General features: G+C 29.6%; 24 protein-coding genes. All 24 read left to right on the top strand.

Going from position 1 to position 24,799, the window contains the following annotated elements; all coding sequences use genetic code 11:
• The first annotated feature begins 204 nt into the window (after positions 1 to 204).
• The 24 genes from QLS71_RS02725 to QLS71_RS02610 all read left to right on the top strand — a co-directional run bounded on the left by QLS71_RS02725 (position 205) and on the right by QLS71_RS02610 (position 24,756).
• A complete protein-coding gene (locus QLS71_RS02725) occupies positions 205 to 666 on the top strand; it encodes an adenylyltransferase/cytidyltransferase family protein (protein WP_308990382.1) in 462 nt (153 codons plus the stop codon).
• 14 nt (positions 667 to 680) lie between these two features.
• A complete protein-coding gene (locus tag QLS71_RS02720; RefSeq protein ID WP_308990381.1) occupies positions 681 to 836 on the top strand; it encodes a hypothetical protein in 156 nt (51 codons plus the stop codon).
• Positions 837 to 1,054: 218 nt separating this feature from the next.
• The gene (locus QLS71_RS02715; protein WP_308990380.1) at positions 1,055 to 1,480 is read left to right on the top strand and encodes an adenylyltransferase/cytidyltransferase family protein; all 426 of its coding nucleotides are present in this window, start codon (positions 1,055 to 1,057) and stop codon (positions 1,478 to 1,480) included.
• A 15-nt stretch (positions 1,481 to 1,495) separates the two neighbouring features.
• On the top strand, positions 1,496 to 2,887 hold the full coding sequence (locus tag QLS71_RS02710; RefSeq protein ID WP_308990379.1) for a nucleotide sugar dehydrogenase: 1,392 nt from the start codon (positions 1,496 to 1,498) through the stop codon (positions 2,885 to 2,887).
• Between the two features lie 111 nt (positions 2,888 to 2,998).
• Entirely contained in the window at positions 2,999 to 3,466 is a 468-nt protein-coding gene (locus tag QLS71_RS02705; protein ID WP_308990378.1) for a DUF2061 domain-containing protein, read from the top strand.
• Positions 3,435 to 4,037 carry an adenylyl-sulfate kinase gene (cysC, locus tag QLS71_RS02700; RefSeq protein WP_308990377.1) on the top strand — a complete coding sequence of 201 codons (603 nt, stop codon included), beginning with the start codon at positions 3,435 to 3,437 and terminating at the stop codon, positions 4,035 to 4,037. Before QLS71_RS02705 ends, cysC begins: the two co-directional genes overlap by 32 nt.
• Entirely contained in the window at positions 4,030 to 4,935 is a 906-nt protein-coding gene (gene cysD / locus QLS71_RS02695) for a sulfate adenylyltransferase subunit CysD (RefSeq protein WP_308990376.1), read from the top strand. Before cysC ends, cysD begins: the two co-directional genes overlap by 8 nt.
• Before the next feature lie 15 nt (positions 4,936 to 4,950).
• Entirely contained in the window at positions 4,951 to 6,207 is a 1,257-nt protein-coding gene (locus QLS71_RS02690; RefSeq protein WP_308990375.1) for a GTP-binding protein, read from the top strand.
• A gap of 57 nt (positions 6,208 to 6,264) precedes the next feature.
• Positions 6,265 to 7,056, top strand: coding sequence for a 3'(2'),5'-bisphosphate nucleotidase CysQ (gene cysQ / locus QLS71_RS02685; RefSeq protein ID WP_308990374.1), 792 nt, complete (start codon positions 6,265 to 6,267; stop codon positions 7,054 to 7,056).
• Positions 7,057 to 7,134: 78 nt separating this feature from the next.
• On the top strand, positions 7,135 to 8,118 hold the full coding sequence (locus QLS71_RS02680) for a sulfotransferase (protein WP_308990373.1): 984 nt from the start codon (positions 7,135 to 7,137) through the stop codon (positions 8,116 to 8,118).
• Between the two features lie 302 nt (positions 8,119 to 8,420).
• A complete protein-coding gene (locus QLS71_RS02675; RefSeq protein ID WP_308990372.1) occupies positions 8,421 to 9,479 on the top strand; it encodes a hypothetical protein in 1,059 nt (352 codons plus the stop codon).
• A gap of 103 nt (positions 9,480 to 9,582) precedes the next feature.
• Positions 9,583 to 10,800, top strand: coding sequence for a hypothetical protein (locus QLS71_RS02670; RefSeq protein WP_308990371.1), 1,218 nt, complete (start codon positions 9,583 to 9,585; stop codon positions 10,798 to 10,800).
• A 73-nt stretch (positions 10,801 to 10,873) separates the two neighbouring features.
• Positions 10,874 to 11,932, top strand: coding sequence for a glycosyltransferase family 4 protein (locus QLS71_RS02665; RefSeq protein WP_308990370.1), 1,059 nt, complete (start codon positions 10,874 to 10,876; stop codon positions 11,930 to 11,932).
• Positions 11,925 to 13,067, top strand: coding sequence for a hypothetical protein (locus QLS71_RS02660; protein ID WP_308990369.1), 1,143 nt, complete (start codon positions 11,925 to 11,927; stop codon positions 13,065 to 13,067). The genes QLS71_RS02665 and QLS71_RS02660 overlap by 8 nt, the downstream gene beginning before the upstream one ends.
• Positions 13,054 to 13,563: a DapH/DapD/GlmU-related protein gene (locus tag QLS71_RS02655; RefSeq protein ID WP_308990368.1), complete on the top strand. Its 510-nt coding sequence runs from the start codon at positions 13,054 to 13,056 to the stop codon at positions 13,561 to 13,563. The genes QLS71_RS02660 and QLS71_RS02655 overlap by 14 nt, the downstream gene beginning before the upstream one ends.
• A gap of 4 nt (positions 13,564 to 13,567) precedes the next feature.
• Positions 13,568 to 14,146, top strand: coding sequence for an acyltransferase (locus QLS71_RS02650; protein WP_308990367.1), 579 nt, complete (start codon positions 13,568 to 13,570; stop codon positions 14,144 to 14,146).
• Positions 14,147 to 14,317: 171 nt separating this feature from the next.
• A complete protein-coding gene (locus QLS71_RS02645; protein WP_308990366.1) occupies positions 14,318 to 15,343 on the top strand; it encodes a DUF354 domain-containing protein in 1,026 nt (341 codons plus the stop codon).
• Between the two features lie 90 nt (positions 15,344 to 15,433).
• A complete protein-coding gene (locus QLS71_RS02640; RefSeq protein ID WP_308990365.1) occupies positions 15,434 to 16,201 on the top strand; it encodes an undecaprenyl-diphosphate phosphatase in 768 nt (255 codons plus the stop codon).
• An 87-nt stretch (positions 16,202 to 16,288) separates the two neighbouring features.
• On the top strand, positions 16,289 to 17,128 hold the full coding sequence (locus QLS71_RS02635; RefSeq protein WP_308990364.1) for a metallophosphoesterase: 840 nt from the start codon (positions 16,289 to 16,291) through the stop codon (positions 17,126 to 17,128).
• A gap of 233 nt (positions 17,129 to 17,361) precedes the next feature.
• Positions 17,362 to 18,726, top strand: coding sequence for a nucleotide sugar dehydrogenase (locus tag QLS71_RS02630; RefSeq protein WP_308990363.1), 1,365 nt, complete (start codon positions 17,362 to 17,364; stop codon positions 18,724 to 18,726).
• 179 nt (positions 18,727 to 18,905) lie between these two features.
• Complete coding sequence (locus tag QLS71_RS02625) at positions 18,906 to 20,276, top strand: undecaprenyl-phosphate glucose phosphotransferase (RefSeq protein WP_308990362.1); 1,371 nt, start codon at positions 18,906 to 18,908, stop codon at positions 20,274 to 20,276.
• Positions 20,277 to 20,492: 216 nt separating this feature from the next.
• Positions 20,493 to 21,269 carry a polysaccharide biosynthesis/export family protein gene (locus tag QLS71_RS02620; RefSeq protein WP_308990361.1) on the top strand — a complete coding sequence of 259 codons (777 nt, stop codon included), beginning with the start codon at positions 20,493 to 20,495 and terminating at the stop codon, positions 21,267 to 21,269.
• Positions 21,270 to 21,284: 15 nt separating this feature from the next.
• Complete coding sequence (locus QLS71_RS02615) at positions 21,285 to 23,639, top strand: polysaccharide biosynthesis tyrosine autokinase (protein ID WP_308990360.1); 2,355 nt, start codon at positions 21,285 to 21,287, stop codon at positions 23,637 to 23,639.
• Positions 23,640 to 23,655: 16 nt separating this feature from the next.
• Entirely contained in the window at positions 23,656 to 24,756 is a 1,101-nt protein-coding gene (locus QLS71_RS02610; RefSeq protein WP_308990359.1) for a hypothetical protein, read from the top strand.
• Positions 24,757 to 24,799 lie beyond the last annotated feature (43 nt).

Here is a 24,799-nt window from a genome sequence, read left to right as displayed (position 1 = left end):
AACATCCATAAGTACAAATATGTGACTGGTAGTAGCGAAGCTATGAATAAATATGAAAAAAACATTGATATAGTTTGTTTAAGAGAAATAATATATAATAGTGGAGTTGTATGTTTCAGGATTTAATACTTATATATTTTAAGTTTTTGTGAAGAAATATCTAATCCCTACAAAATAATCATAATGAATAAATTTTAAAATAAAATGAGAATAGGTATAACTTTTAGTGCTTTTGATTTGTTGCATTCTGGTCACATCAAAATGTTAGAAGAGGCAAAAATACAATGTGATTATTTAATAGTGGGACTACAAACCGACCCTACTGTTGACCGACCTGAAAAAAACAAACCAATTCAAACGGTTGTAGAACGTTATATACAACTTAAAGGTTGTAAGTATATTGATGAAATTATTCCATATGCAACCGAACAAGACTTATTAGATATACTACAGAGTTTTAAAATTGATATTCGTATTGTAGGAGATGAGTATAAAGATAAAAACTTTACTGGCAGTGATTATTGCCGTGAAAATGGTATAATATTATATTTCAATAAGAGAGAACATCGTTTCTCTTCTACTCTACTAAGAAATCAAATAGCACAAAAAGAAATTGAGAAAAGTAAAGGGAAGTCAAACTCTTCTAAGACTATGAATGCTTCTTAAGTAATAAAAAAAGCATGTCCAATCTAGCTAATGATGTTTGTGTACTATGTGGTAGCGAAACATTATATCCTACGAATACTCCAATTAATGAGCGGGTTAATTATATAAAGGGAGCTGGACAATTATGTTATTCATGTAGTTCTGATGTTTATGGTTATTTTGAAGACTAAAGAACAACGCCATTTATAACGTTTGATATCCGTGCCTGTGATATGATGTTGTTCTTAATGAGTAGTAAAGGCATTAATATCATGAATCAGTTCTACACGGGGGCTATTATTTGAAATACTATAAAATATTGAAAACAAGCTATGTATAGTAATAACGGGCTATGCTTAATAATAATAATAATAATAATAAACAGAATAGAATTAATTTTTAATTTGAAATGAGTAAACCTAAGGCAGTAATCGTAAGCGGTTATTTTAATCCTTTACATAAAGGACACATCGAGTATTTTAACAATGCAAAATCTCAAGCAGACAAATTGTTTGTAATAGTAAATAATGATGTGCAAAGACAGTTAAAAGAGTCTAAAGAATTTCAATTGGAAGATGAACGTCTGTTTATTATTGAAAATCTTAAAGTTGTTGATGAATGTTTTTTATCAATTGATAAAGATCGAACCGTGATTCAAACAATAGCTAAAATTCATGATCTTTCATCTGACTCTTATGATTTAATGTTTGCTAATGGCGGTGATCAAAACAATGATACAATTCCAGAAAAAAATATATGTGAAGAACTGAATATTTTACTTGTAGATGGTATGGGTGATAAAATTCAATCTTCAAGTTGGTTGTTAAATAAATAAACTTAAAAAGAGTAAATGATAGAAAATATTTGTTGTATTGGAGCTGGTTATGTAGGAGGTCCTACAATGGCGGTCATCGCTTTAAAGAATCCACATATTAAAGTTACAGTAGTTGATTTAAATGTGCAACGTATTAAAGACTGGAATGATTCTGATTTACACAAATTGCCAATTTATGAGCCAGGTTTAAGTGAAGTAGTAGAAAAGGCTCGAGGACGAAACTTATTTTTCTCTACTGATGTTGATAAAGCTATTGATGAAGCTCAAATGATTTTTATATCTGTAAACACTCCTACCAAAACCTACGGAGTTGGTAAAGGAATGGCTGCTGATTTGAAATATATAGAATTATGTGCACGCCAAATTGCTATGGTTTCACAAACAAATAAAATTATTGTTGAAAAATCAACACTTCCTGTAAGAACCGCTGAAACCATCCAAAACATTTTGGACAATACAGGAAACGGTGTGTCTTTTCAGATATTATCTAATCCCGAGTTTTTGGCAGAAGGTACCGCTATTGCGGATTTAGAATCTCCAGACAGAATATTAATTGGAGGAAATGAAACACCTGAAGGGCAAATGGCTATCCAATCGTTAGTGGATATTTATAGTTCTTGGGTACCTAAAGATAAAATAATTACAACTAGCTTATGGTCTTCAGAGTTATCTAAATTAACAGCAAATGCATTTTTGGCTCAACGAATATCTTCTATAAATTCATTATCTGAATTATGTGAAGCCACAGGTGCAAATATAGTAGAGGTTTCTAAAGCTGTTGGTATGGATAGTAGAATTGGTTCTAAGTTTATCCAAGCTTCAGTTGGTTTTGGAGGATCTTGCTTTCAAAAAGATATTCTGAATTTAGTATATATTTCAAAATCATTAGGCCTAGAAGAAGTAGCGAGTTATTGGGAACAGGTTATTATTATGAATAACCATCAGCGCACACGATTTGCTACAAATATTATTAAAACGTTGTATAATACTGTTTCAGGCAAGAAAATAGCCTTTTTAGGCTGGGCTTTTAAAAAGGATACTAATGATACTAGAGAATCTGCCGCTATCTATGTGGCAGATCAACTCATTGAAGAAAACGCAAACGTATCAGTTTATGATCCAAGAGTTAGCGAGCCTCAAATTCGATATGATGTTAAATATCTTAACTCAAGGTCAGAAGAAAAAAATTCAAAACATTTAAAAGTTGAACCAGATCCGTATAAGGCTTTTGAAGATTCGCATGCTATAGCTGTATTAACAGAATGGGATGAGTTTAGGGATTATGATTGGGAACGCATTTATAAAAGCATGCTCAAGCCAGCGTTTGTTTTTGACGGTCGAAATATTTTAGACTCTTCAAAATTAAAAGCTATTGGTTTTAAAATAAAAAGTATTGGTAAAGTTTAATTAAAGGTTACCAAATAACAGTGCTTAAAAAGGGAATATACTTTTAGTAAAGTTTCAAGCAACCAAAAGCATAAAAACCAACAATTAATATCTCTGTTATAAATAATCTATATGTTTAAAATTAACAAACGTCATTTAGCAAAAACCATGACTTGGCGGGCTATTGGTACTTTAGATACCTTTTTGTTATCATGGTATATATCAGGAGATATATTTACGGGTGTTAAGATTGGTGCTACAGAGCTGATAACAAAAATGATATTGTACTACTTCCATGAAAGACTTTGGTTCAATTCAAAAATAAAAAACAGCAACAGCAGGCATATCATTAAAACATTTTCTTGGAGAGCCATAGGTACTCTAGATACCATTATGCTGTCTTGGTTAATTTCTGGCAATCCTCTAATAGGGCTTAAAATAGGAAGTGCAGAAATAATAACAAAAATGAGTTTATACTTTTTTCATGAAAAATTGTGGTACCGAATTAATTATGGATTGGACAAAAGAGACCCAAAAGAAAGAGATCCAAAATCCCAAAAAAAACAATATGAACAAGAATGTAATCCATCAAGATTATAAGATAAGTAGATTGGATCGCCAAAAAATGCATAAGCTTAATGCTATGCTAATTTGGTTTACTGGATTATCGGGTTCAGGAAAATCTACATTAGCTAACTTAGTAGAAGTTGAACTGTACAACTTAGGCATCTCTACCTATACTTTAGATGGAGACAACATACGACGAGGTATAAACAAAAATTTAGGCTTTTCTAGTGAAGACAGAACCGAAAACATTCGAAGAATTGCTGAAATATCTAATTTATTTATAGATGCAGGGATCGTTGTATTAGGTGCATTTGTATCTCCTTATTTATTAGATAGAGAGAATATAAAAAAAACGGTAGGTGCGGACAATTTTATTGAAATATACGTTAACACGAGCTTAGAAGAATGCGAACGCCGTGATGTTAAAGGCCTTTATAAAAAAGCCCGTGCAGGTGAAATACAAAATATGACGGGCATAAATGCGCCTTACGAACCTCCAACCTGTGCAGATATAGAAATCATAACGGATAATGAAACCATAGAAGTATCACTACAAAAAATAATGAATTATATCTCACAAAAAATAAAAAAAATTAATGAGTAACTACATAATCAGTCATCTTAAGGAATTGGAATCGGAAGCTATTTTTGTCATCCGTGAAATAGCCGCACAATTTGAAAACCCGGTACTATTGTTTTCTGGAGGTAAAGATTCCATTTTATTAACCCATTTAGCAAAAAAAGCTTTCTATCCGTCAAAAATACCTTTTCCTTTAGTACATATCGATACAGGTCATAATTTCGCTGAAACCATTATGTTTAGAGATCAACTGGTTAAAAAACTAGGCGTACAATTAATTGTAGGCTCTGTACAAGAAGCTATAGACAAAGGTCGAGTTAATGAAGAAATTGGTGCAGATGCTTCTAGGAATGCACTACAGATTGTATCCCTTCTAGATACTTTAGAAACACACAAAGTAGATGCGGCTCTTGGAGGTGCCAGACGAGATGAAGAAAAAGCACGTGCCAAAGAACGTTTTTTTTCCCATCGTGATGAATTTGGACAGTGGGATCCGAAAAATCAGAGACCTGAATTATGGAACCTTTTTAACGGCAGAAAAAAATATGGAGAACATTTTAGAGTTTTTCCTATTTCCAATTGGACAGAAATAGATGTTTGGGAATACATAAAACTTGAAAATATTGAACTTCCTAGTCTTTACTTTTCGCACCAACGCGAGTGTGTCGTTCGTGACAATGTCATATTAGCAAATTCAGAATTTATAAAATTAAAAGAAGGTGAAGTTGTTGTAGAAAAAACAGTCCGTTACCGCACCTGTGGAGACATGCCCATTACTGGTGCGGTGGAATCAGATGCAAATACGCTTGATAAAATCATTGAAGAAATAGCTACTACGAGAACAACAGAACGAGGTGGTCGCGCTGATGATAAACGAGCCGAAACAGCGATGGAAGACCGTAAAAAACAAGGATATTTTTAAGATTAAACCAAGAACATGAATTATCAAGATATAGAGTTATTACGTTTTACTACAGCAGGAAGTGTGGACGATGGTAAAAGCACTTTAATTGGGCGACTATTATATGATAGTAAATCTATTTTTCAAGACCAATTGGATGCTGTGGAAGCGTCAAGTAAAAGCAAAGGCTTTGATTACGTCGATTTGTCATTATTAACTGATGGATTAAAGTCTGAACGTGAGCAGGGAATTACAATAGATGTAGCTTACCGCTATTTCGCAACACCTATGCGTAAATTTATTGTTGCAGATACTCCAGGGCATATACAGTACACGAGAAATATGGTTACGGGCGCTTCCACAGCAAATTTGGCAATTATCTTAATTGATGCCCGTAAAGGCATGTTAGAACAAACACACAGGCATGCTTTTATAGCATCATTATTACGTATACCTCATGCTATTGTTTGTGTAAACAAAATGGATTTAGTCGATTATAGTCAAAAAATCTACAATACTATCGTATCTGATTTTAAAGCTTTCTCATCTAAGTTAGATATCAAAGATATTCAATTTATACCTATTTCTGCTTTGGCTGGTGACAACGTGGTGAATAAATCAGAGAATATGCCTTGGTATAAAGGAAGTACAATGATGTATCACTTAGAAACGGTTCACATTTCTAGTGATTACAACCATGTTGATTGTCGTTTTCCTATACAATCGGTAATTCGTCCACACACCCTAGAAAAACAAGATTTTAGAGGTTTTGCAGGTCGCATTGACGGTGGTGTTTTTAAAGAAGGGGATAAGGTGAAAATATTGCCTTCAGGCTTTGTTTCCACTATTAAAACCATAGAACTTAATGGTGAATCTATTACAGAAGCCTTTGCTCCCATGTCTGTTATCATGACCTTGGAAGATGAAATTGACATCAGTCGTGGTGATATGATTACTCGTGAAAATAATATACCAGAAATAGGTCAAGATATTGAGGTTTTGGTAACATGGATGAATATTAAACCTTTACAAGTGAGGACTAAAGTCATTATTAAACATACCACTAATGAATGTATTAGTATGGTAACGGACTTGAAATATAAGGTAAATATTAATACACTACACCGTATAGAAGGTATTGATAACGTAGAAATGAATGATATAGCTCGCATTTCTATCAGAACCTCAAAACCTTTATTTTATGATGCCTATAAAAAAAATCGTCAAACTGGAAGTATCATTATCATTGATGAACAAACCAATGAAACTATTGGGGCAGGAATGATTATTTAGAAGCATAATTGAATTTAAAGTAATTATAATAAACCCTAATTATCATCATACAATACAATGACAAAACATCTGTATACTGCTATTAAAGCTGCTTTAGAAGCAGGGAAAGATATTCTTGAAATTTACCAATCTGAAGATTTTGGTGTTCAATTTAAAGGAGATAGCTCACCTTTAACGAAAGCTGATGTAGCATCCCATAGTAAAATAGTATCTTTTTTAGAAAAAACTAATATTCCAATTCTTTCTGAAGAAGGTAATGTAATTCCTTATGAAGAAAGAAAAAAGTGGAAGAAATTATGGATTGTCGATCCAATTGATGGTACAAAAGAATTTATAAAACGTAATGGGGAGTTTACTATAAATATTGCGTTAATAGAAAATCAAGTACCTGTTTTAGGGGTTGTTTTTGTTCCTGCTTTAGGCGACTTATACTTTTCAACTCAGGAAAAAGGTGCTTTTAAAATTACGTTTTCTAAGACTGAAAAAATAAATATAGAAACTTTAATAAATTCAGCTGTTAAATTACCTCTAGAACGTGAAGACAAAACATTCACTGTAGTAGCAAGCCGTTCTCATATGTCACTAGAAACAGAGGCCTATATACTCGATATGAAAATTAAACACGGAAACGTTCATTTAATTTCTAAAGGAAGCTCTCTTAAACTCTGTATGGTAGCAGAAGGAAAAGCTGATTGCTATCCCCGTTTTGCTCCCACAATGGAATGGGATACCGCAGCCGGACAAGCAATTTGTGAGCATGCAGGATTTCAAGTATTGGATTGGCAAAGCAAAAAAAACATGCTCTATAATAGAAAAGAATTATTGAATAATTGGTTTTTAGTTCAGTGAAATAAGTATACAAAAAAAATCAAGAATACTTATTAAAAACAGCAAAGGCTTTTTAATGCATTTTAAAAAAATTAATAAATGAATATTGGATTTATAATTTACGATTCAAGATCTGGATCAACATTTTTATCAAAACAATTGCATGAATTTGATAATCTTTTTGTAACAGCTGAAAGTGCCTTTATATCAAGGATTCTTGATAGTAAAATAGTTCATACAAAGAACGTTAGTCCTGAATTAATAGTCGATTTTCTATATAAAGAAATTCATTTCATCGAATTAAAAATCGATAAGAATATATTGTTACTTGAAATTAAGAACCTTATTAATGATGGTAAGCTTACTAATAAGTCCTTAATAAAAATAATAATAGATCTTCAACTAACAACAACTAAAGATATTAATTGGATATTAATCAAGCACCCTTTGTTTGAACATCTAGACACTATGAGCCGTATGTTTCAGGAATGTAAATTCATACATTTAGTGAGGGATCCAAGAGGAGTACATAATTCTAAACGAAAATCAATAAATTTAAACGGAGATGTTTTTAGTAATAATGCACTAAAAACCTCTTTAAAATATCGTTATAAAGTAAAGAAAGTTTTAGATTTTGAAATTAACAATAAGGAGCAGGTATTAAACATAAGATATTGTGATTTAATGTTAAAAAATAAAGAAACACTTGAGAAATGCTTAGGGTTTCTAGGTGTTAGTAATTCTAAAAACAACACTAAAAAATATTTTAAAGAAATTGGTATTAACCAACGACATTTACATACTAACGTAGAATCTAACGCTATAGAAAGTAAAATTTACTCTTGGAAAAAAGAGCTCCCTAAAATGGACATACAAATAATTTCTTATTACTGTAAAGATATAATAGCTCATTTTAATTTTGAAAAAATTAAAATTAACCCTTACAAATTATCAGTTAAGTCCGCTAAACTTCATATAGTTTACATATTAACATCAGTAAAAAATTTTTCAAAAATAATTGTTTCTAATCCAGAATTAGTTGCATCCAAATTTAGATATCTTAAAACATTTGTTAAACGTTAATGTGTCAATTGTTTGAAAATCAAGGATAAGATAGAAAAAATTTTTAGTCATATACTTTGTGAAAGCTTTATGTGCTATAATTTTTATTAAAAAATTACTATTTAGAGATAACAATGGTTAGTAAGGTATTATTCCAATTAAATGATAAAAAAAAGAAACTTGATTTCCAGATTCTAAAAAAGCAAATATTTTCTATAGGTTTTAAAATTTTTAGTATCATTTTTACATTTGTCTTAACAAAAGTTTTTATTTCAAAATTAGGGTTTCAAAGATATGGTGACTATGTTCTTATAAATGGTTATTTGATTGTAATCTCAGCTTTAATTGGTTCAGGTCACGGTGTAATAGCCTTAAAAGAAAGTGCTGTAAAAAAAGGGTTTGATTATAAAATATTAATAAAATTACTTATATCTGTATTTATCAACTTAGGCTTTATTTCATTGCTTTTGCTAATAACAAATATGTACTTTAGTTTTTTGAATACTCACTTAATGTATGGTCTGGTATCATATTCTCTTAGTGCTTTTTTAATAGAAGTTATTAGGTCTAAAACAAGTGGGAATATGTATATTTTTCTTAAAGATGTAACAAGATCTGTATCATTACTATTACTTGTTTTTTTCATCCCATCAAGAAGCAATGTTTACCTTATAAATCTTAGTTCTGCTATTGTACTATGTTGTATTATTATTTACTTAATAATCCTTTTATTTAAATATGGTATTGAAAAAAATGACATAAATTTTTCTATTAAAGATTTATATTTTAAAGGCTGGTCTATTGCTTTAGGCATATCAAGTCAATTTTTAAAGATTCGTTTAGATATTTTTTTGGCTGGTATATTTTTTAATAAAACAATAGTTGGTATGTATGATGTTTTAATGAAATTAGGACAACTTATCAATTTACCCGGAGTAGCGTTAAATGCAGATATAGCCAAACAATTTGCATCCTCTATACGATTAAACCAATATTCAGAAAATTTAAGAAAGCGAATTAAAACTACTAAGTTTTTAGGATACGTATTTAGTGTCGTTTGCATTTTATTGATTCCTTTTTATTTAAAGTTTTATGATTATGATATCAATTTTCAAAATGTTTCACTAGCAATAATTATACTTCTTGCAAATACCGTTAGTTGTTACTTTGGACCTATAGGTCTATTTGCCCAGTTAAGTACTTTGAAAAATTATTTTTTAAAGATAATTACGCTATTTATTTTGATATCTGCTTTATTATCATATTTACTAGTTCCCTACATGGGGTTATTTTCTTTAGCTATATCGAACTTTATTACAGCAATTATTTGGAATTATTTTATTCATAAGAAAATTCAAAAAACATATCATTTTAGTATTTAAATTATTGAACCTTGTATTGGGTTTAAGTTTATAAATTAAAAAAACAAATACCATAATCTTCAATTAACATCAAAATTGATAGGTATACATAATGTTAAAAAGCATGTTGAAAACAAAGCTAATAGAGGTTTTTTCATATATCATTATATTCAACTTTATTGTCGATTTCATTTATTACTTAGATGATTCAAAGTCTATTATATCTCTTTTAAGAATTGGAATAAATATCTTGTTTGTGGGGATTGTATTTATGAATCATTTGCATTTTAAAAATGGGGTATTTCAACCCATATATTTTTTGATATTATATTCTTTTTTTTTACTTCTATTTTCATCAGATATTACGGCCTCATTAATTGAGTTTTCTAAATTCTCTACCTCATTAATGTACTTGCCTGTTTCTTTTTTACTAGTAAATACCAAAGAAAAGTTCAAGTATTTTATAAATTCTATCTACCCTATTTTAGGGCTATATATTGTATTTGTTATAATATCCAATCTATATAATACAGGTAGTGTTAGGTATTCAAACGAAGATTCTGAGGTTTTTAGAGTAGGTTTAGGGGATGCTAAGTTATACACACCGGCATTTCTTGTTGGTATGCTACCGCTATTAATTAAAAATGATATCATAAGAAAAAAGAAACTTTATGCTGTTTTAGGACTTATTAACCTTATTATTTTAATTTTGACAATACGCAGAACCGCTATCTTTATTATCATTTTTATTCCTGTGTTTAATTATATATTGGCAGGAAATTATAAAAAAATATTTCAATATATACTTTACTCATTTCTATTTTTATTAATTACATTTCCTTTTATAGAAAAGCAGTTTAATGATCGGTTAGCGGAAAGAGACTACTTAACAGAGGAGGATTACTCTTATGAAAAAGAAGGCCGCTATTTAGAATTAGGATTTGTTTTACATACATTTTATGTTGCTGATAACACTCTAAACTATCTTTTCGGAAAAGAAGCTTTTAATACCATTGGTAATTATGGATTCTATGACTCCGAACGTCCCATCCATTCAGATTATACTTATATTTTCTTCTGTACAGGAATCATAGGCTTAATATTATATATTATCATATTTAAAAACCTCTTTTATAAAGCAAAGAAAATGAAACCTTTACTGTATAAATACGGATTAAAAAATATGTATCAACTGTATGTAACTCTTTTTTTACTCATAATCATGATAGGCGTCTCAGGAAACATATGGGCTATCACCTATAAAACCGTTACGTTTAGCATCCTTGGAGCGTTTTTAGGGCTATTTTTTTCAACTAATGATTTAGCAAAAAAAACAATTTAATTTCAAGTTCAACTCAGCAATGGACTTTACTCTTATTCTGCAAAATAAATTTTTCAAACTTATATCCATATAAATGTCTAAATGTAATTTATTAATATTATCACCTTATCTGGATTTATCAGGAGGTGTTGCCACATTTGTGAAATCGTTAAAAGGACAGTGGGGTGTAAATGAACGTTATTTTTATAGAGGTGGTAGAGGAAAGCACCTTGCTAAATACTTCAATACTATAGTAGAGTTGTCTACTTTTTTATTAGGCTTATTGTATTATAAAAATTCTAAAGTATTTATTAATACCTCTCTAAATAAAAAAGCTTATACCCGTGATAAAATATTTTGCAAAATATCAATATTTCTAAAAAAGGATGTTTATCTATTTATACACGGTTGGGATACTCATTTTTTTGATGAAGTAAAAGGTGAATTCAATAAATCATCTTTTTTTAAGGCAAAAAAAATTTACGTATTAGCTCAAAGTTTTAAGGATAGTTTGGTGTCAGTAGGTTTTTTTGAAAAAGATATCATAGTAGAGCATACTGTTGTTCAAGAGCGTTTTTTTAGTGAATTCAAATCGTTTGAAAAAAAATTTTCAAACGCTCCAATTCATCTGTTATTTTTAGCGCGATTAGAAGCGGTAAAGGGGATTTTTACAGTGCTAGAAACATTTAAAACCTTATTTGAAAAAGATTCCAATTTTATTTTAAATGTGGCTGGTTCTGGAACAGAAACAGATCAAGTGAAAAAATGGATTGCACAAAACAGAAAATTACCTATTAACTTTCATGGACGTGTGGAAGGAGATGCCAAAATAAATTTGTTTAAAGCGTCCCATTTCTATCTTTTACCCACAACACATCCAGAAGGACTTCCAATTAGTATCCTAGAGGCCATTACAGCAGGTTGTATTGTCTTCGTTACTCCAGCAGGAGGGCTTAAAGATTTTTTTGAAGATCGTGATATGGGTTTTCTGTTACAAGACTCCTTAACCTCCGAACTGATAAGCAAAATAGAGTTTGCTGTAAAAGATTTTGAGTTGCTAAAAAAAATAGCTTCTAATAATATTAGCAGAGGACAAGAGTTGTATACACCCTTAAGTTTAATAAATAGAATAAAATCAAATATTTATGGATAAGTATGCTCTTTTTCAAGAAAGGCTTATAAAAAATAGCTCAAAAAATAAATTTAAGGGAATAGACCCTTATGATTTTGCGAGTTCAAATATTAAAATGCCCCATGCGCTTTTGTCTAAAGTTTCTTTTATTAATAAAATATCACCTATAAACTTACGGCCTTTATTAAAAATAGAACCATCTGAAAACACAAAATCGAACGCTATTTTTTTTCATGCGATGGCTCTAATGGACTCCAATAGGTATGCTGAAGAAATAAAGTTTCTTAAAAATTGGCTTCAAGACAGCAAAAGTCCAGAGTTTAAATATTATTCATTGGGTTTTGCTTTTGAAATGGCCTTAACCAGATATAATTCGGGTCCAGGAAAAACCTCGCTCATTATTTCTTTATTCGCCATGTTTGCTTTTTTTGAATATTATAAAGTTAGTAAAGATCAATCGGCTTTAGAGCTTATTTGTTCATTTGAACAACTTTTAGAAGAAAAGTGGCTAAAGTTTGAAGAAGAAAATACCTTGTGGTATTCATACCTACCCCATCAAAAGGACGAAGTTTATAACGCAACGGCAAAGGTTGGACGCTTTTATGCCTTATACTATGAAATTTATCCAAGTAAAGCCATTGAAAGTAAAATTATAAAAATATTAAATTATTTAGAAAAGGTACAAAGTCTCGATGGATCCTGGGGATATTCAGTAAAAAACGGCTATGTAGATAATTTCCATACTGCTTTTGTTTTAGAATCGATACACCATATGCATCAAGTGGTAAAAACACAAAACTCGACTGAGATGTTTGAAAATGGTTTAGCAGATTATATTGAAAACTGTTTTAAAGACAACATACCACTTCACTTTCATAAATTACATTACCCCAAAGATGTTAGGAGCAAACTTATCTATACCGAAATAAGAGATATTGCCAATGCTATAATTCTATTCTCAAAAGTAGGGATGTTACACAAAGCAGAAACCATTTTGAATTATTCCATACACAAATATTACAATCAAAAAGAAGGTTATTTCTATTTCTTTAATAATAAAATATATAAATCAAAAATAAACTACGTCAGGTGGCAAGCTTGGATGGCTTTAGCTATAACTGAATTTTCAAATAAGAAAGTAAATGAAAAAAATTAGTATCATTATTTATTATTTATTAGCCTTTAACTTACCAAGCTATTGGTTTCCAGGTGGTTTTATTTATAATGGATTAAGAATCTTTATTTTAAAAAAATTCATAAAAATTGGAAAACACTCTAAAATTCAAAAAAAGGTATATGTAGGCTCTGGCAATAATGTTCAGATTGGTAACAACTGCCAGATAAATGAGTTTGTAAGATTAGACAATGTGAGTATAGGTAACAATGTGATGATTGCACGAGAAGTTGTTTTTCTGGGCAAAACGCATAATAGTGATTCCAAAGGTATGCCAATGTCGGAGCAAGGTTTCTCTGATCATTTTTATTCTGAAGTAGGTGATGATGTTTGGATAGGCTTGCGCACCATTGTGCTTCCAGGTTTAAGTATAGGCAAAGGAGCTATAGTTGGAGCAGGCTCCGTAGTTACTAAAAATATTCCACCGTATACCGTTTGGGGTGGAGTTCCTGCGAAATTTATAAAAAACAGAAAGTAACTTTATGTCAAACTTATCTTTAAAACCAGGTACTTCTATTAGGAAATTTGTAGATTTTTTTCATTTTTTTTATTTGTCATTTGCTAATCATGTAGTGAGTAGAATTCCTAGTTATTTCATTCGAAAAGTATTCTATAAATATTTTTATAGAATGAAAATTGGAAAAAACACGCATCTTCAAATGGGAATAAGAGTATATGCGCCATGGAAAATTAAAATAGGATCTTATTGTTCCATTGGCCATGATTGTCTGCTAGATGGGAGACGTGGTATCTCTATTGGAAATAATGTTGACTTAGCAGGACATGTTCAAATTTTTACTTTAGGGCATAATTTGGATGATCCCGGTTACAAATCTGAAGGATCACCAGTTAAAATAGAAGATCATGCTAGTCTTTTTACAGGGGCTAGTATTTTACCGGGTCGAACTATTGCGGAAGGTTCTGTGGCCGCCTTAGCTTCTGTTGTAACAAAAGACACAGAACCATGGACTATTTATGCAGGAAATCCAGCAAAAAAAATTAGAAAAAGGAAGATTGATCATTTGACTTATTTACATAATTACCGACGCTTTTTTCATTAAAAATGCTAGTGCGTTTTTTATATAATAATATCAATCAATACTTTCCTTTTTTAAGTAATGCTAAAATTAATTCTGAAAACCGTATCAAGACGAGGACATACATGTGCTTTATAATTAAGTAGGCCTAGCACACTGTCACAGTTACTAAAAACGTTAAGAAATATATCACACATGAATTATAAAATACTTATAGATATTAAACATCCTGCACAATTAAATTTATTTAAAGGATTAGCTTTAGAACTTAAAAATAAAGGATGGACAGTACTTATTTGTTATTTGGATCGCGGAAAACTTCCTGCTATTATAAAGCGAGAATATATAGATTTTGAATTAATTTCTGTAGGAAGCAGTCAGGGTACTAAATGGTCAATTTTTTGGGATGGTAATGTAAAAAGAGCCTCAAAATTTATCCATCTCATTCAAAAACATAAATTTAATATCTGCATTGCAGCTAGTAGCGCTCCTTTAGCCTTAGCCTGTAAATTAACAAAAACACCCATAATTCAATTTTATGATGATCCAGAAAGAAAAAGAATAAATAAAATTAATGCATTCCTTTCCGATCGATTGTTTTTTCCTGAAATTGTAGAAAAAAACAGAAAAATAGATACTTTTAATTGTCTTAAAGAGTGGAGTTATTTAAGCCCAAAGCGGTTTTCTCCAAATGTTAAGGCACTTCATAATTATGGATTAAAACCATATGGATATGTTTTTGTAAGAGAAGTAAGTAATAAATCATTCAATTATTTTAATCAGGAAGATGCTATTATTTGTTGCTTTTCAGAACAAATATCAAAAAAATTACCCATCATATTATCGCTTGAAGATAAAAATATTCAGACAAAATTTCCTAGAAATTGGATTCCTTTAGTAGAGCCTGTAGATGATATACATTCTCTTATGTATTACTCTAAACTTGTTATTTCCTCAGGAGATAGCATGGCAAGAGAAGGGGCTATGTTAGGAGTTCCAAGTATTTACACAGGTATTCGGGAAATGAAAGCTAATAAAATTCTTATAAATCAAGGGGTGCTTAAACATTTACCAGGAGATACGGCAGTACCTAGAATAAACTACATAATTGAAGCCTCCAATGATTTAGAATTACAATTGAAATTTAGAGAAAATTTGGTCAATGAATGGGATGACATGGTTGATTTTATGGAACAAAAAATTATAGAATTTAAGAAATAAATTACAGATGAATGTTACTTCTTAAGAAAAAACTAATTGGTTGTTTTTTCTTAATGTAAGAATTGAAACTATATAAAAATATATTAAAACATGGATATTATTCAAGCAATAATTCTTGCTATAATTGAAGGAGTCACGGAGTTCCTTCCCATATCCTCAACGGGACATATGATTTTAGCTTCGAGCTTAATGAAAATTGAAAGTATTGCATTTGTTACAACTTTTGAGATTTTTATTCAATTAGGAGCGATTTTGGCAATAGTTTTGATTTATTCTAAAAGATTATTACAAGGAGTTGCCATTTACAGAAAATTAGTAGTAGCATTTTTACCCACAGCAATCATTGGATTTTTATTATACAATTTTATTAAAACGTATTTATTTAATCCCACCATTGTTGCTGTTTCATTAATCATTGGTGGTATAATTTTAATTTTAATTGATAAAAAAGTTATTAATCAAAAAAGTAAGACCGCTATATTGGAAAATATTTCATATAAAAATGCTTTTATTATTGGGCTGACGCAGTGTTTTTCTATGATACCAGGTGTTTCTAGAGCCGCAGCTACAATTGTGGGAGGTGTATTAAATGGATTGGATAAAAAGCAGGCAACGGAGTTTTCATTTCTGCTTGCAATTCCAACCATGTTTGCAGCTAGTACATATGATTTATTGAAAACACCTTTAGAGATATCAAACAAAGAAATCTTTTTTTTAAGTTTAGGATTATTTATCTCCTTTGGCACTGCTTGGATAGCCGTTAATATTTTTTTGAAAATTGTTGAAAAATATGGTTTTGAATATTTTGGTTATTATCGAATTATAATAGGCTTATTGTTTCTGCTAATTTTAAAGTAACATACCTAAAGTTTACACAGAGAGAATAGAAATTGATTTAAGTTTATAAATCTATTCCAAATTTTTCATATTTGATATAAATAAAAATTGAATAGAAGAAAATTCATCAAAAAAGGAGGGCTCACTTCTCTTGGAATTTGTTTTTTATCCGCGTTATATTCTTGGAAAATTGAACCTTTTTGGCTCGATTTTGTTAGAATAAAAATGCCCATTAAAAATTTGCCAGAAGATTTAGTTGGTAAACATATAATGCAAATTAGTGACATTCATGTTGGTAATAGATTTGATTGGAATTACCTAATCGATTCTTTCAAAAAAGCTCAAAAGTTTAATCCAGATATAGTGGTTTATACAGGAGATTACATAAGTTATAACGATAGACAGTTTGAGCAACTTAAAATAGTAATGGAAAGTGCTGTAATAGGAAAATATGGTACTGTTGGGGTATTAGGCAATCATGATTATGGTAAGAAATGGAGGCAAGAAAGTGTAGCAAATACGATTATTAAAATTTTAGATGAATCTGGAATTAAGATATTACGAAATGAGCAGATAGAGATTAAAGGTTTAAATATTATTGGGATTGATGATTTGTGGGGGACTAACTTTCATCCTGAAAAAGCTTTATCTAAACTAGATATTCGAAAAGCAAATTTAGTTTTATGTCATAATCCTGACGTTTGTGATTTAAATGTATGGAAAAATTATAATAGTTGGATTTTATCAGGGCATACACATGGTGGTCAAGTTAAGCCACCATTTCTTCCTCCACCCATTCTACCAGTTAAAAATAAAACATACCGAGCAGGAAAAATAAACCTCTCTAAGCAAAGAACTTTATATATTAATAGAGCTCTAGGTCACTTGTGGCAAATAAGGTTTAATGTGAGACCAGAAATAACAATTTTCGAATTAAAAAGAGAATAATATAATGAGTTTTATTGTATAGATCTTTTGTTTAATAATAAAACTTTTTTACCAATTCTAGTTGTTTTGTCAAGAATATAAATTTTAAAGTTTTACTTTTTAGAAGTTAATGCTCTTTATTTAGCACTATTTCCTTTCTATATTTTTCAAAATAAATCATAAAAATTATCAGCTTTCCCTTTTTGAAGGAAACAATAGTACCTGTTTAAAACTTAATCAATAAAAACAAATATATGAATATTAGTATTTTCGGCCTCGGCTATGTAGGCTGTGTTAGTTTAGGCTGCCTTGCAAAAAACGGACATAAAGTAATAGGAGTTGATATAAATAAAAACAAAGTTGATTTGATCAACCAGGGAATGCCCACCATTATAGAAAAGGATATTGATAAAATATTGAAGGAACAATTTGATAAAGGAAATGTTTCAGCTACGATGGATTCAAGTGAGGCAGTACGCGATTCAGAAGTGAGTATAATTGCAGTAGGAACTCCTTCTACAATAAATGGACATTTAAATTTTAATTATATTTTTAAAGTTGCAGAGAATATAGCAGAAGCACTTATATCAAAAAATGGAATACATATAATAGCTATTAGATCCACGGTTCTACCAGGTACATGTGATAAGGTCGCAAGCATTATAGAAAAAGTTTCAGGAAAAAAGAGAAATGAAGGATTTATGGTAGTGGATAATCCAGAGTTTTTAAGAGAAGGAAGTGCAGTGGAAGATTATTATAATCCACCTCTCACTTTAATTGGTTCCGATAGTGATTATGCTGCTGATAAAATAGCTTCATTATACAGTAATTTACCATGTGAAATTGTAAAAACAAGTTTAGAAGTAGCTGAGATTATGAAGTATGTTAATAATACTTACCATGCTTTAAAAATTTCATTTGCCAACGAGGTAGGAAATATATGTTCTTCTTTAGGAGTTGATTCTCATGAGGTTATGAGTATATTTTGCAAAGACAAACAATTGAATATTTCCAATTATTATTTTAAACCAGGTTTTGCTTTTGGAGGGTCATGTTTACCAAAAGATTTAAAAGGTTTACAAATGTTAGCGCATGATTTATATGTAAAAACACCTGTAATTGATGGCATTAGTGTAACTAATGAAAATCAAATAGAGCGAGCTATTATGATGATTCAGCAATATGCAGGAAAAAAAATGGGGTTTTTAGGTTTGAGCTTTAAAGAAGGGACAGACGATTTAAGAAACAGTCCAGCTGTTCGAGTTATAGAATCTTTAATAGGCCAAGGCAAAGATATATCTATATACGATAAGAATATAAACTTAACCATTTTAACAGGTACAAATAAGGACTATATTGAAGCTCGAATCCCCCATTTGTCTAAACTACTCGTATCGGATTTGGATACAATAATTTCAGAAAATGAAGTTTTAATTGTTTGTACTAAAGAATACGAGTTTACTGAAAAATTGAGTGTAATAGAAGACAAGATTATTATTGATTTTGTAAGATTACATGAGACTTTCTTAAATAAAAAGAATTATATAGGTATTAATTGGGGACACTTTAGTACAAATAATTATACTTATATATCAACAGAAGATACAGTAATAATTTAGCCATTTTAATATTACCTAATTCTTCCTCTCCTAGAGCTAGTAAATAGTCTTTTAATCTTAGAAATAAACGAAATAAGCTTCGAGATAGTATCTCAAAGCTTATTTCATTTCACTATAAATTTTAATTAACTCATCTAGGTAAAATCACGTACTGATTTTATCGTAAAACCCTTATTTATATGAATACATCGAATAATAAATTAATACCGGCATTGAGTATTTTAGATAATTTCATAGTAGCAATTAGTTCTTATTTGTTAATTAGTTACTATTCAAATTCAATAATCCAAAAAATGTCTTTTATTTTTATTATACTTTTTATTTGGAATTTAATTGCTATTAATCTCAAGTTATACAAAACATATTTCTATAATAATTTTAAAGGGAAACTAAAATCCTTGTTAAAGGTATTTATACTGTTTTCTGGATTTGTTTTTACATTAGGAATTTTTCTAAATACACAACTCAATTTTAACATATTAATAGTAACCTTTTTATGTGTGTGTTTTACGTTAAAAATAATTTCAAATTATTTAGTAATAAAATATGCTCGATATTTTCGAAAAAAAGGTTTTAATCTTAAAAGATCAATAGTTGTTGGAAATGGAGATAATATTTTTAAACTCTTGAATTACTTCAAAGACAACTTAGATGCAGGTTATCAAGTGATTGGATTTATCGATCCTAACAATTCAAAAAATAAAAATTCAAAAAATTTTGAAGATCTAGAAAAATTTATAATTGATAATCCTAATTTGGATGAAGTTATAGTAGCACTACCCAATGAGTCTAGTAGAGAAATAAAACAGACCATTGAAGTATGCAATTATCATGGTATAAGAGCAAAATATATTCCAGATTATTCTTTCTTAGATGATCTTAAAAGCAATGTTGAGGTTGAAATGTATAATGACATTCCTGTAATTAATTTACGCCAAAACTCACTTGATAAGCAGGTTTATTTAATCTATAAACGAATATTTGATGTTTTGTTTTCATTTGTAGTTTTATTTTTATTAAGCCCTCTCTTTATTATTGTTGCAATTTTAATTAAAATGGATTCTAAAGGGCCTGTATTGTACAAACCAATCAGAATAGGAAGAAATGGTAGAGAGTTTGAAATGTATAAGTTTCGTAGTATGAAAGAAAACGATTCGGTTCGTGGGGGTAAAAGTAGTACTAAATTGAATGATTCAAGAATTACTAAAATGGGGGCTATAATTAGAAAAACGAGTATAGATGAATTGCCTCAATTTCTAAATGTTTTTTTAGGACAAATGAGTGTTGTGGGACCGAGACCCCACAGAGGATATTTAAACAAAGAATTGCAAAATCAAGTAAAAAATTACATGTTACGGCATTATTTAAAACCAGGTATAACTGGTTGGGCTCAAGTTAATGGTTGGAGGGGGCCAACAGATACTATCGAACAAAAAACCAATAGAACTATATTCGATTTATATTATGTCGAAAATTGGTCATTTTGGTTTGATATTCAAATTATTTGGCTTACCATTTTTGGTAAGAAAACACATAACTCCGCCTTTTAAATCTTTTTGTTAGACTTAACATCTATAATATAAATGAATATTATAGTTCTGCAGTAGAAATATGATGATCCTTTCAGGGTACTTCATGTCAATTAAAACATAATATGTTCGCTTTTTACTCTATTTCATCGCTTATTACAATATGTAATTAGGTGTTTGTAGTAACTGCATTTACCTCTAGTTTTGTAGGTTTAAAAATTAATTTAAATTCAAAAAATGAAGAAAAATTTTATAGTTGTCAAACTCATAATATTTATATTTTTTCTTAATTCTTGTGCTACAAAAAGGGATCTCCTTTATTTACAAGATGCTAACAATAATAAAATTGATACCATTCATTACCAAAGTAATCCTATACAGTGTAATGATATATTAAGTGTTACTATAGGTGCGTCTGTGCCAGAAACCAGTTGGGTATATAATAAACAGGTACTGGCATTTGGGGGCAGTACACAGAATAATTTGGAGATATTAAAACTGCAAGGTTATTTAGTGAATATTGATGGTTACATCACTCTCCCAATTTTAGGAAATATTCATGTTGTAGGTAAAAGTATTAATGATTTGGAACTGGAATTAATTAATATCTTGGAAAAGCAAGGGCATTTAATGGATCCGTCAGTTTCTGTCAGAATTCTAAACGCAAAAGTAACAGTTTTGGGAGAAGTGAAATATCCTGGTACTTATAGTTTTACAGAACAGTATATTACTTTTCCTCAAGCTTTAGGATACGCTGGAGATTTGACTATTAATGGCAAGCGTAATGATTTGTTATTAATACGAGAAATAAATGGAGAAAGACATATTATTCATATAGATCTTACTAATAGTGAATGGATGAAAGGAGGTAATTATATTATTAGATCAAATGATATAATAATTGTAAACCCTAATACTGCTAAAATAAAATCAGCTGGTTATGTAGGTAATGCCGGAACTTTAGTCAGTGTAGCTTCTGTAGTATTAAGCTCTATTATTCTTTTAACTCGTTAATTACACGGCAAAATTATGAACAACAAGAGTCAACTTGATTTAAATAGTAAAGAAGAATATTTTGATTTAAAAGAACGATTGAGCAAATTTATAATTTTTTGGCCTTGGTTTTTAATTTCTGTTTTAATCACAACGATAGGTGCTTATTTATATCTCAGTTTTACAGCTCCGGTTTTCAATACTCAAGCAAAAGTGAAAATATTAGATAATAAAGAAGCTCCAGAATTTTCATTAGATGTTAATAAGCTTTTTAATAAATCTAGCATCAATGTTGAAAATGAAATTGCACTTTTAAAATCCTATCGTTTATTAGAGCAGGTTATTAAAAAAATGAATCTGAATATAGCTTATTATGATTCTAATACCTTGGCAACAAAGCAAATTTACAATCCCCCCTTTAATTTAATATACATTTCTCCTAGTAAGAATATTGAAGAGCCCTTAAAATACAGCCTCCAGATTTTGAAGTCTGGATATAAAATAACAAATACTTTAAGTGAAAAAGAGTTAATAACAGACAGTTTTTGGTATAATGGCAAAAAAGAAGATTTTCCTTTTATAATTTCTCCTGTCGAAAATCATGACTTAAGCTTAAATCATGACGCTTATTTTGATGTCAAAATAATTAGTGTTGAAGATGCTACTTTTAATTTAATAGAATCAATAGAAGTAGAATCAGACGGTAAGGATAGTGATATTTTAAAATTAATGTTACGAAGTACTAATAGCATGTATGCTAAGTCTGTTTTAAATACTCTTATCGATATATATAAACAAGACGGTATTATTGATAGACAAGAAGTTTCAAAACGTACAATTGCCTTTGTTGATGAGCGATTTGATTATTTAATGGAAGAGTTAGATTCTATAGAACGAGCTAAGAAGAATTATAAACAAGAAAATAGCTTAAGTTTTATTGAAGTTGATGCCAATGAAACACTTCAAAAAAGATCATTCAAGGATGAAGCATTATTTAATATTGAAACACAGTTGTTATTGACTAATGAGTTATTAACTAGTATAAAAAATGAAGAAGATTTTAAACTTTTACCAGCTAACATAGGTTTAACGAGTGAAACTATTAATCAACTAGTCGAGAAATACAACGTGGTAGTGTTGGAATATAACAAAATAAAAGAAAGTGCAGGAAAGAATAATCCAAGTTTGAAGAACTTAAAATCAACATTAGTTGATCTAAAATTAAATGTAAATAAATCTATAAAAGATTATTCAATTCAATTAGAAACTACACTCAAACACAATGAAAAGGCTCAACAAGCTGCCGTAGGAATGTTTAAAACACTACCACAAAAGGAAAAGGTGTTAAGAAATATTGACCGTCAACAGAATTTAAAAGAAAGCTTGTATTTACTGTTATTGCAAAAAAGAGAAGAAGCATCTATTAATTTAGCAGTAACGGTATCTAATCTAAAAGTTATAGATTATGGTATTACCAATTCAACACCAGTATTTCCAAAAAGAAAAATTATTTATCTGGTAGCTATAATTGTAGGTATGCTAATACCATTTGTGATTTTATACATAAGAATGCAATTGAATACTAAAATTTTTATAAACAAGGATGTTGAAACGCTAAATAGTGCAGTGCCTGTTTTGGTGGAACTTCCTATAATAACAGAACAAGACAAAAAAGCAGAAAACAGTCAACTGGCTGAGGCTTTTAGAACGTTAGTCCATAATATTAAGTTTATAATACTTAAAAAAGAAAAAGATTTAGGAAATGTGATTTTTGTAACCTCCGCCATAAAAGGAGAAGGTAAAACATTGGTGTCTTTTAATTTAGCAAGTAGCTTTTCGCAATTAAATAAAAAAGTCTTACTTATGGGAGTAGATTTTAGAAATCCTCAATTACATAATTTTATTGGGAAAACAAAAAAAGACAAGGGCTTATCAAACTATTTAATTGATGATTCTATTTGCTGGCAATCTTTAGTAGAAAAGGTTACAATAAAGTCTAATCATTTTGATATCCTCTTAGCAGGTGAAATACCTCCAAATCCTACATTACTTCTATCTAGTAAACGCTTAGAATTACTTGTTGAAGAATTAAAAAAAACATATGATTATATCATCTTTGATACTGCACCGACTCTATTGGTGTCCGACACTTTAATTATTTCCAAATTAGCCGACGGGCTACTCTATATTGTTCGATCTGATTATACGGAAAAGAATCTAATAACTTATTCTTCAAAACTTTTTGAAGAACAAGGTATTGAAAATGTAGGTTATGTAGTTAATGCAGTTAATTATAAAAAATCTCACGGATATGGTTATGGATACAATTACGGCTATGGATATGGGTACAGTGCCACGTCTAAAAACAAAAAAAAGTTTAATATATTTTAATATAAATAATGAAATTATGAAAACAAAAATGCTACTAATTCCATTCATGTTGATGACGTCAATTAAATGTTTCTCACAATCATTGATTTCAAAAAGAGTGGATAATTATTCATTCAATATCATATTTGGTGCAAACCTTATAGATAATAGTAATAATGGTCCAATGCCATTTGATTCAGCTGATTTAGATTTTAATACTCCTTTTTTTATTACAGCAGAAAGATCAATAACTAGTAACTGGTCTACGTCAATCACCCTCTCTACAAATAAGTTAAATTTAAATGAGGGTTTAAAAAATTATTATAGTGCTGATATTTTTGCTAATCTATATTTAGATAAATTACTATTTGACAATGAGAATTTTAATGTGTTATTAGGTTTTGGTACAGGTGCCCATATTATTGGAAATGTAACAAAAACCAGTTTAAACCTAACAGGAGGTTTTAGATATTGGATTTCACCACGACTTGGAGTTTCAACTAATATTGTAGGTAAATTAAATAGTAATAATGATGAAGGTTTAGGAAATCATTATCAGTTTAATACTGGATTAATTTGGAGGATACGAGGGATTAATCCTATATCAAAAAAGACGTCTAGTGTCTTTGAAAAAAACACTATATCCAAGCTTGAATCAATAGAACATTTGTTAAAATCGGAATCCGAAAATAAAGAAGTAAAAATAAATGTAGCTGAGAATCAACAATCTTTCAATAGAATATTGGATTCAGTTAAAATTTCCATAGAAGCTTCTAAAAAAGAAGTCATTGATAGAATTGATGAATTAGAGAGGTTTCAAAAAAAGGTTGATTCTATTAATAGAAAAGTAGTGAAGCAGAATAAAGTTAATATTCTTGGAAACCCAGAAGACTCATCTAAAATAATACAAGGATATTATGTTATAGTACATGTACTGTATGATAAACATAATGTTGATAAACTAAAAGAAAATTTAAAAAAACATAATATAGATATTGAAGTTTTTCAAAATCTAAGAACAAAAAGGTATTATATAAGCGTTGCGTATTTTAAAACTAAAGCAGAGGCTTATAAGTATAGAGACTCAGAATTAGACAAGAGTATGTTTAAGGATAGTTGGGTACATGAACAGAAATAAATATAATCCATATTGTGAGTACTTTAAGCTATAATGCTCTTTA

The organism is Mariniflexile litorale (genome assembly GCF_031128465.2).
Taxonomy (GTDB): Bacteria; Bacteroidota; Bacteroidia; order Flavobacteriales; family Flavobacteriaceae; genus Mariniflexile; species Mariniflexile litorale.
This window is presented reverse-complemented; position numbering and strand designations above follow the sequence as displayed.

What these genes read in the sequence shown, in the direction of transcription:
- cysQ (WP_308990374.1), top strand. Translation starts at nt 6,265, where the DNA reads ATGACAAAACATCTGTATACTGCTATTAAAGCTGCTTTAGAAGCAGGG.
- QLS71_RS02620 (WP_308990361.1), top strand. Translation starts at nt 20,493, where the DNA reads ATGAAGAAAAATTTTATAGTTGTCAAACTCATAATATTTATATTTTTT.
- QLS71_RS02715 (WP_308990380.1), top strand. Translation starts at nt 1,055, where the DNA reads ATGAGTAAACCTAAGGCAGTAATCGTAAGCGGTTATTTTAATCCTTTA.
- QLS71_RS02650 (WP_308990367.1), top strand. Translation starts at nt 13,568, where the DNA reads ATGTCAAACTTATCTTTAAAACCAGGTACTTCTATTAGGAAATTTGTA.
- QLS71_RS02660 (WP_308990369.1), top strand. Translation starts at nt 11,925, where the DNA reads ATGGATAAGTATGCTCTTTTTCAAGAAAGGCTTATAAAAAATAGCTCA.
- QLS71_RS02670 (WP_308990371.1), top strand. Translation starts at nt 9,583, where the DNA reads ATGTTGAAAACAAAGCTAATAGAGGTTTTTTCATATATCATTATATTC.
- QLS71_RS02630 (WP_308990363.1), top strand. Translation starts at nt 17,362, where the DNA reads ATGAATATTAGTATTTTCGGCCTCGGCTATGTAGGCTGTGTTAGTTTA.
- cysC (WP_308990377.1), top strand. Translation starts at nt 3,435, where the DNA reads ATGAACAAGAATGTAATCCATCAAGATTATAAGATAAGTAGATTGGAT.
- QLS71_RS02725 (WP_308990382.1), top strand. Translation starts at nt 205, where the DNA reads ATGAGAATAGGTATAACTTTTAGTGCTTTTGATTTGTTGCATTCTGGT.
- QLS71_RS02615 (WP_308990360.1), top strand. Translation starts at nt 21,285, where the DNA reads ATGAACAACAAGAGTCAACTTGATTTAAATAGTAAAGAAGAATATTTT.
- QLS71_RS02645 (WP_308990366.1), top strand. Translation starts at nt 14,318, where the DNA reads ATGAATTATAAAATACTTATAGATATTAAACATCCTGCACAATTAAAT.
- QLS71_RS02640 (WP_308990365.1), top strand. Translation starts at nt 15,434, where the DNA reads ATGGATATTATTCAAGCAATAATTCTTGCTATAATTGAAGGAGTCACG.
- QLS71_RS02690 (WP_308990375.1), top strand. Translation starts at nt 4,951, where the DNA reads ATGAATTATCAAGATATAGAGTTATTACGTTTTACTACAGCAGGAAGT.
- cysD (WP_308990376.1), top strand. Translation starts at nt 4,030, where the DNA reads ATGAGTAACTACATAATCAGTCATCTTAAGGAATTGGAATCGGAAGCT.
- QLS71_RS02625 (WP_308990362.1), top strand. Translation starts at nt 18,906, where the DNA reads ATGAATACATCGAATAATAAATTAATACCGGCATTGAGTATTTTAGAT.
- QLS71_RS02680 (WP_308990373.1), top strand. Translation starts at nt 7,135, where the DNA reads ATGAATATTGGATTTATAATTTACGATTCAAGATCTGGATCAACATTT.
- QLS71_RS02705 (WP_308990378.1), top strand. Translation starts at nt 2,999, where the DNA reads ATGTTTAAAATTAACAAACGTCATTTAGCAAAAACCATGACTTGGCGG.
- QLS71_RS02720 (WP_308990381.1), top strand. Translation starts at nt 681, where the DNA reads ATGTCCAATCTAGCTAATGATGTTTGTGTACTATGTGGTAGCGAAACA.
- QLS71_RS02610 (WP_308990359.1), top strand. Translation starts at nt 23,656, where the DNA reads ATGAAAACAAAAATGCTACTAATTCCATTCATGTTGATGACGTCAATT.
- QLS71_RS02710 (WP_308990379.1), top strand. Translation starts at nt 1,496, where the DNA reads ATGATAGAAAATATTTGTTGTATTGGAGCTGGTTATGTAGGAGGTCCT.
- QLS71_RS02665 (WP_308990370.1), top strand. Translation starts at nt 10,874, where the DNA reads ATGTCTAAATGTAATTTATTAATATTATCACCTTATCTGGATTTATCA.
- QLS71_RS02655 (WP_308990368.1), top strand. Translation starts at nt 13,054, where the DNA reads ATGAAAAAAATTAGTATCATTATTTATTATTTATTAGCCTTTAACTTA.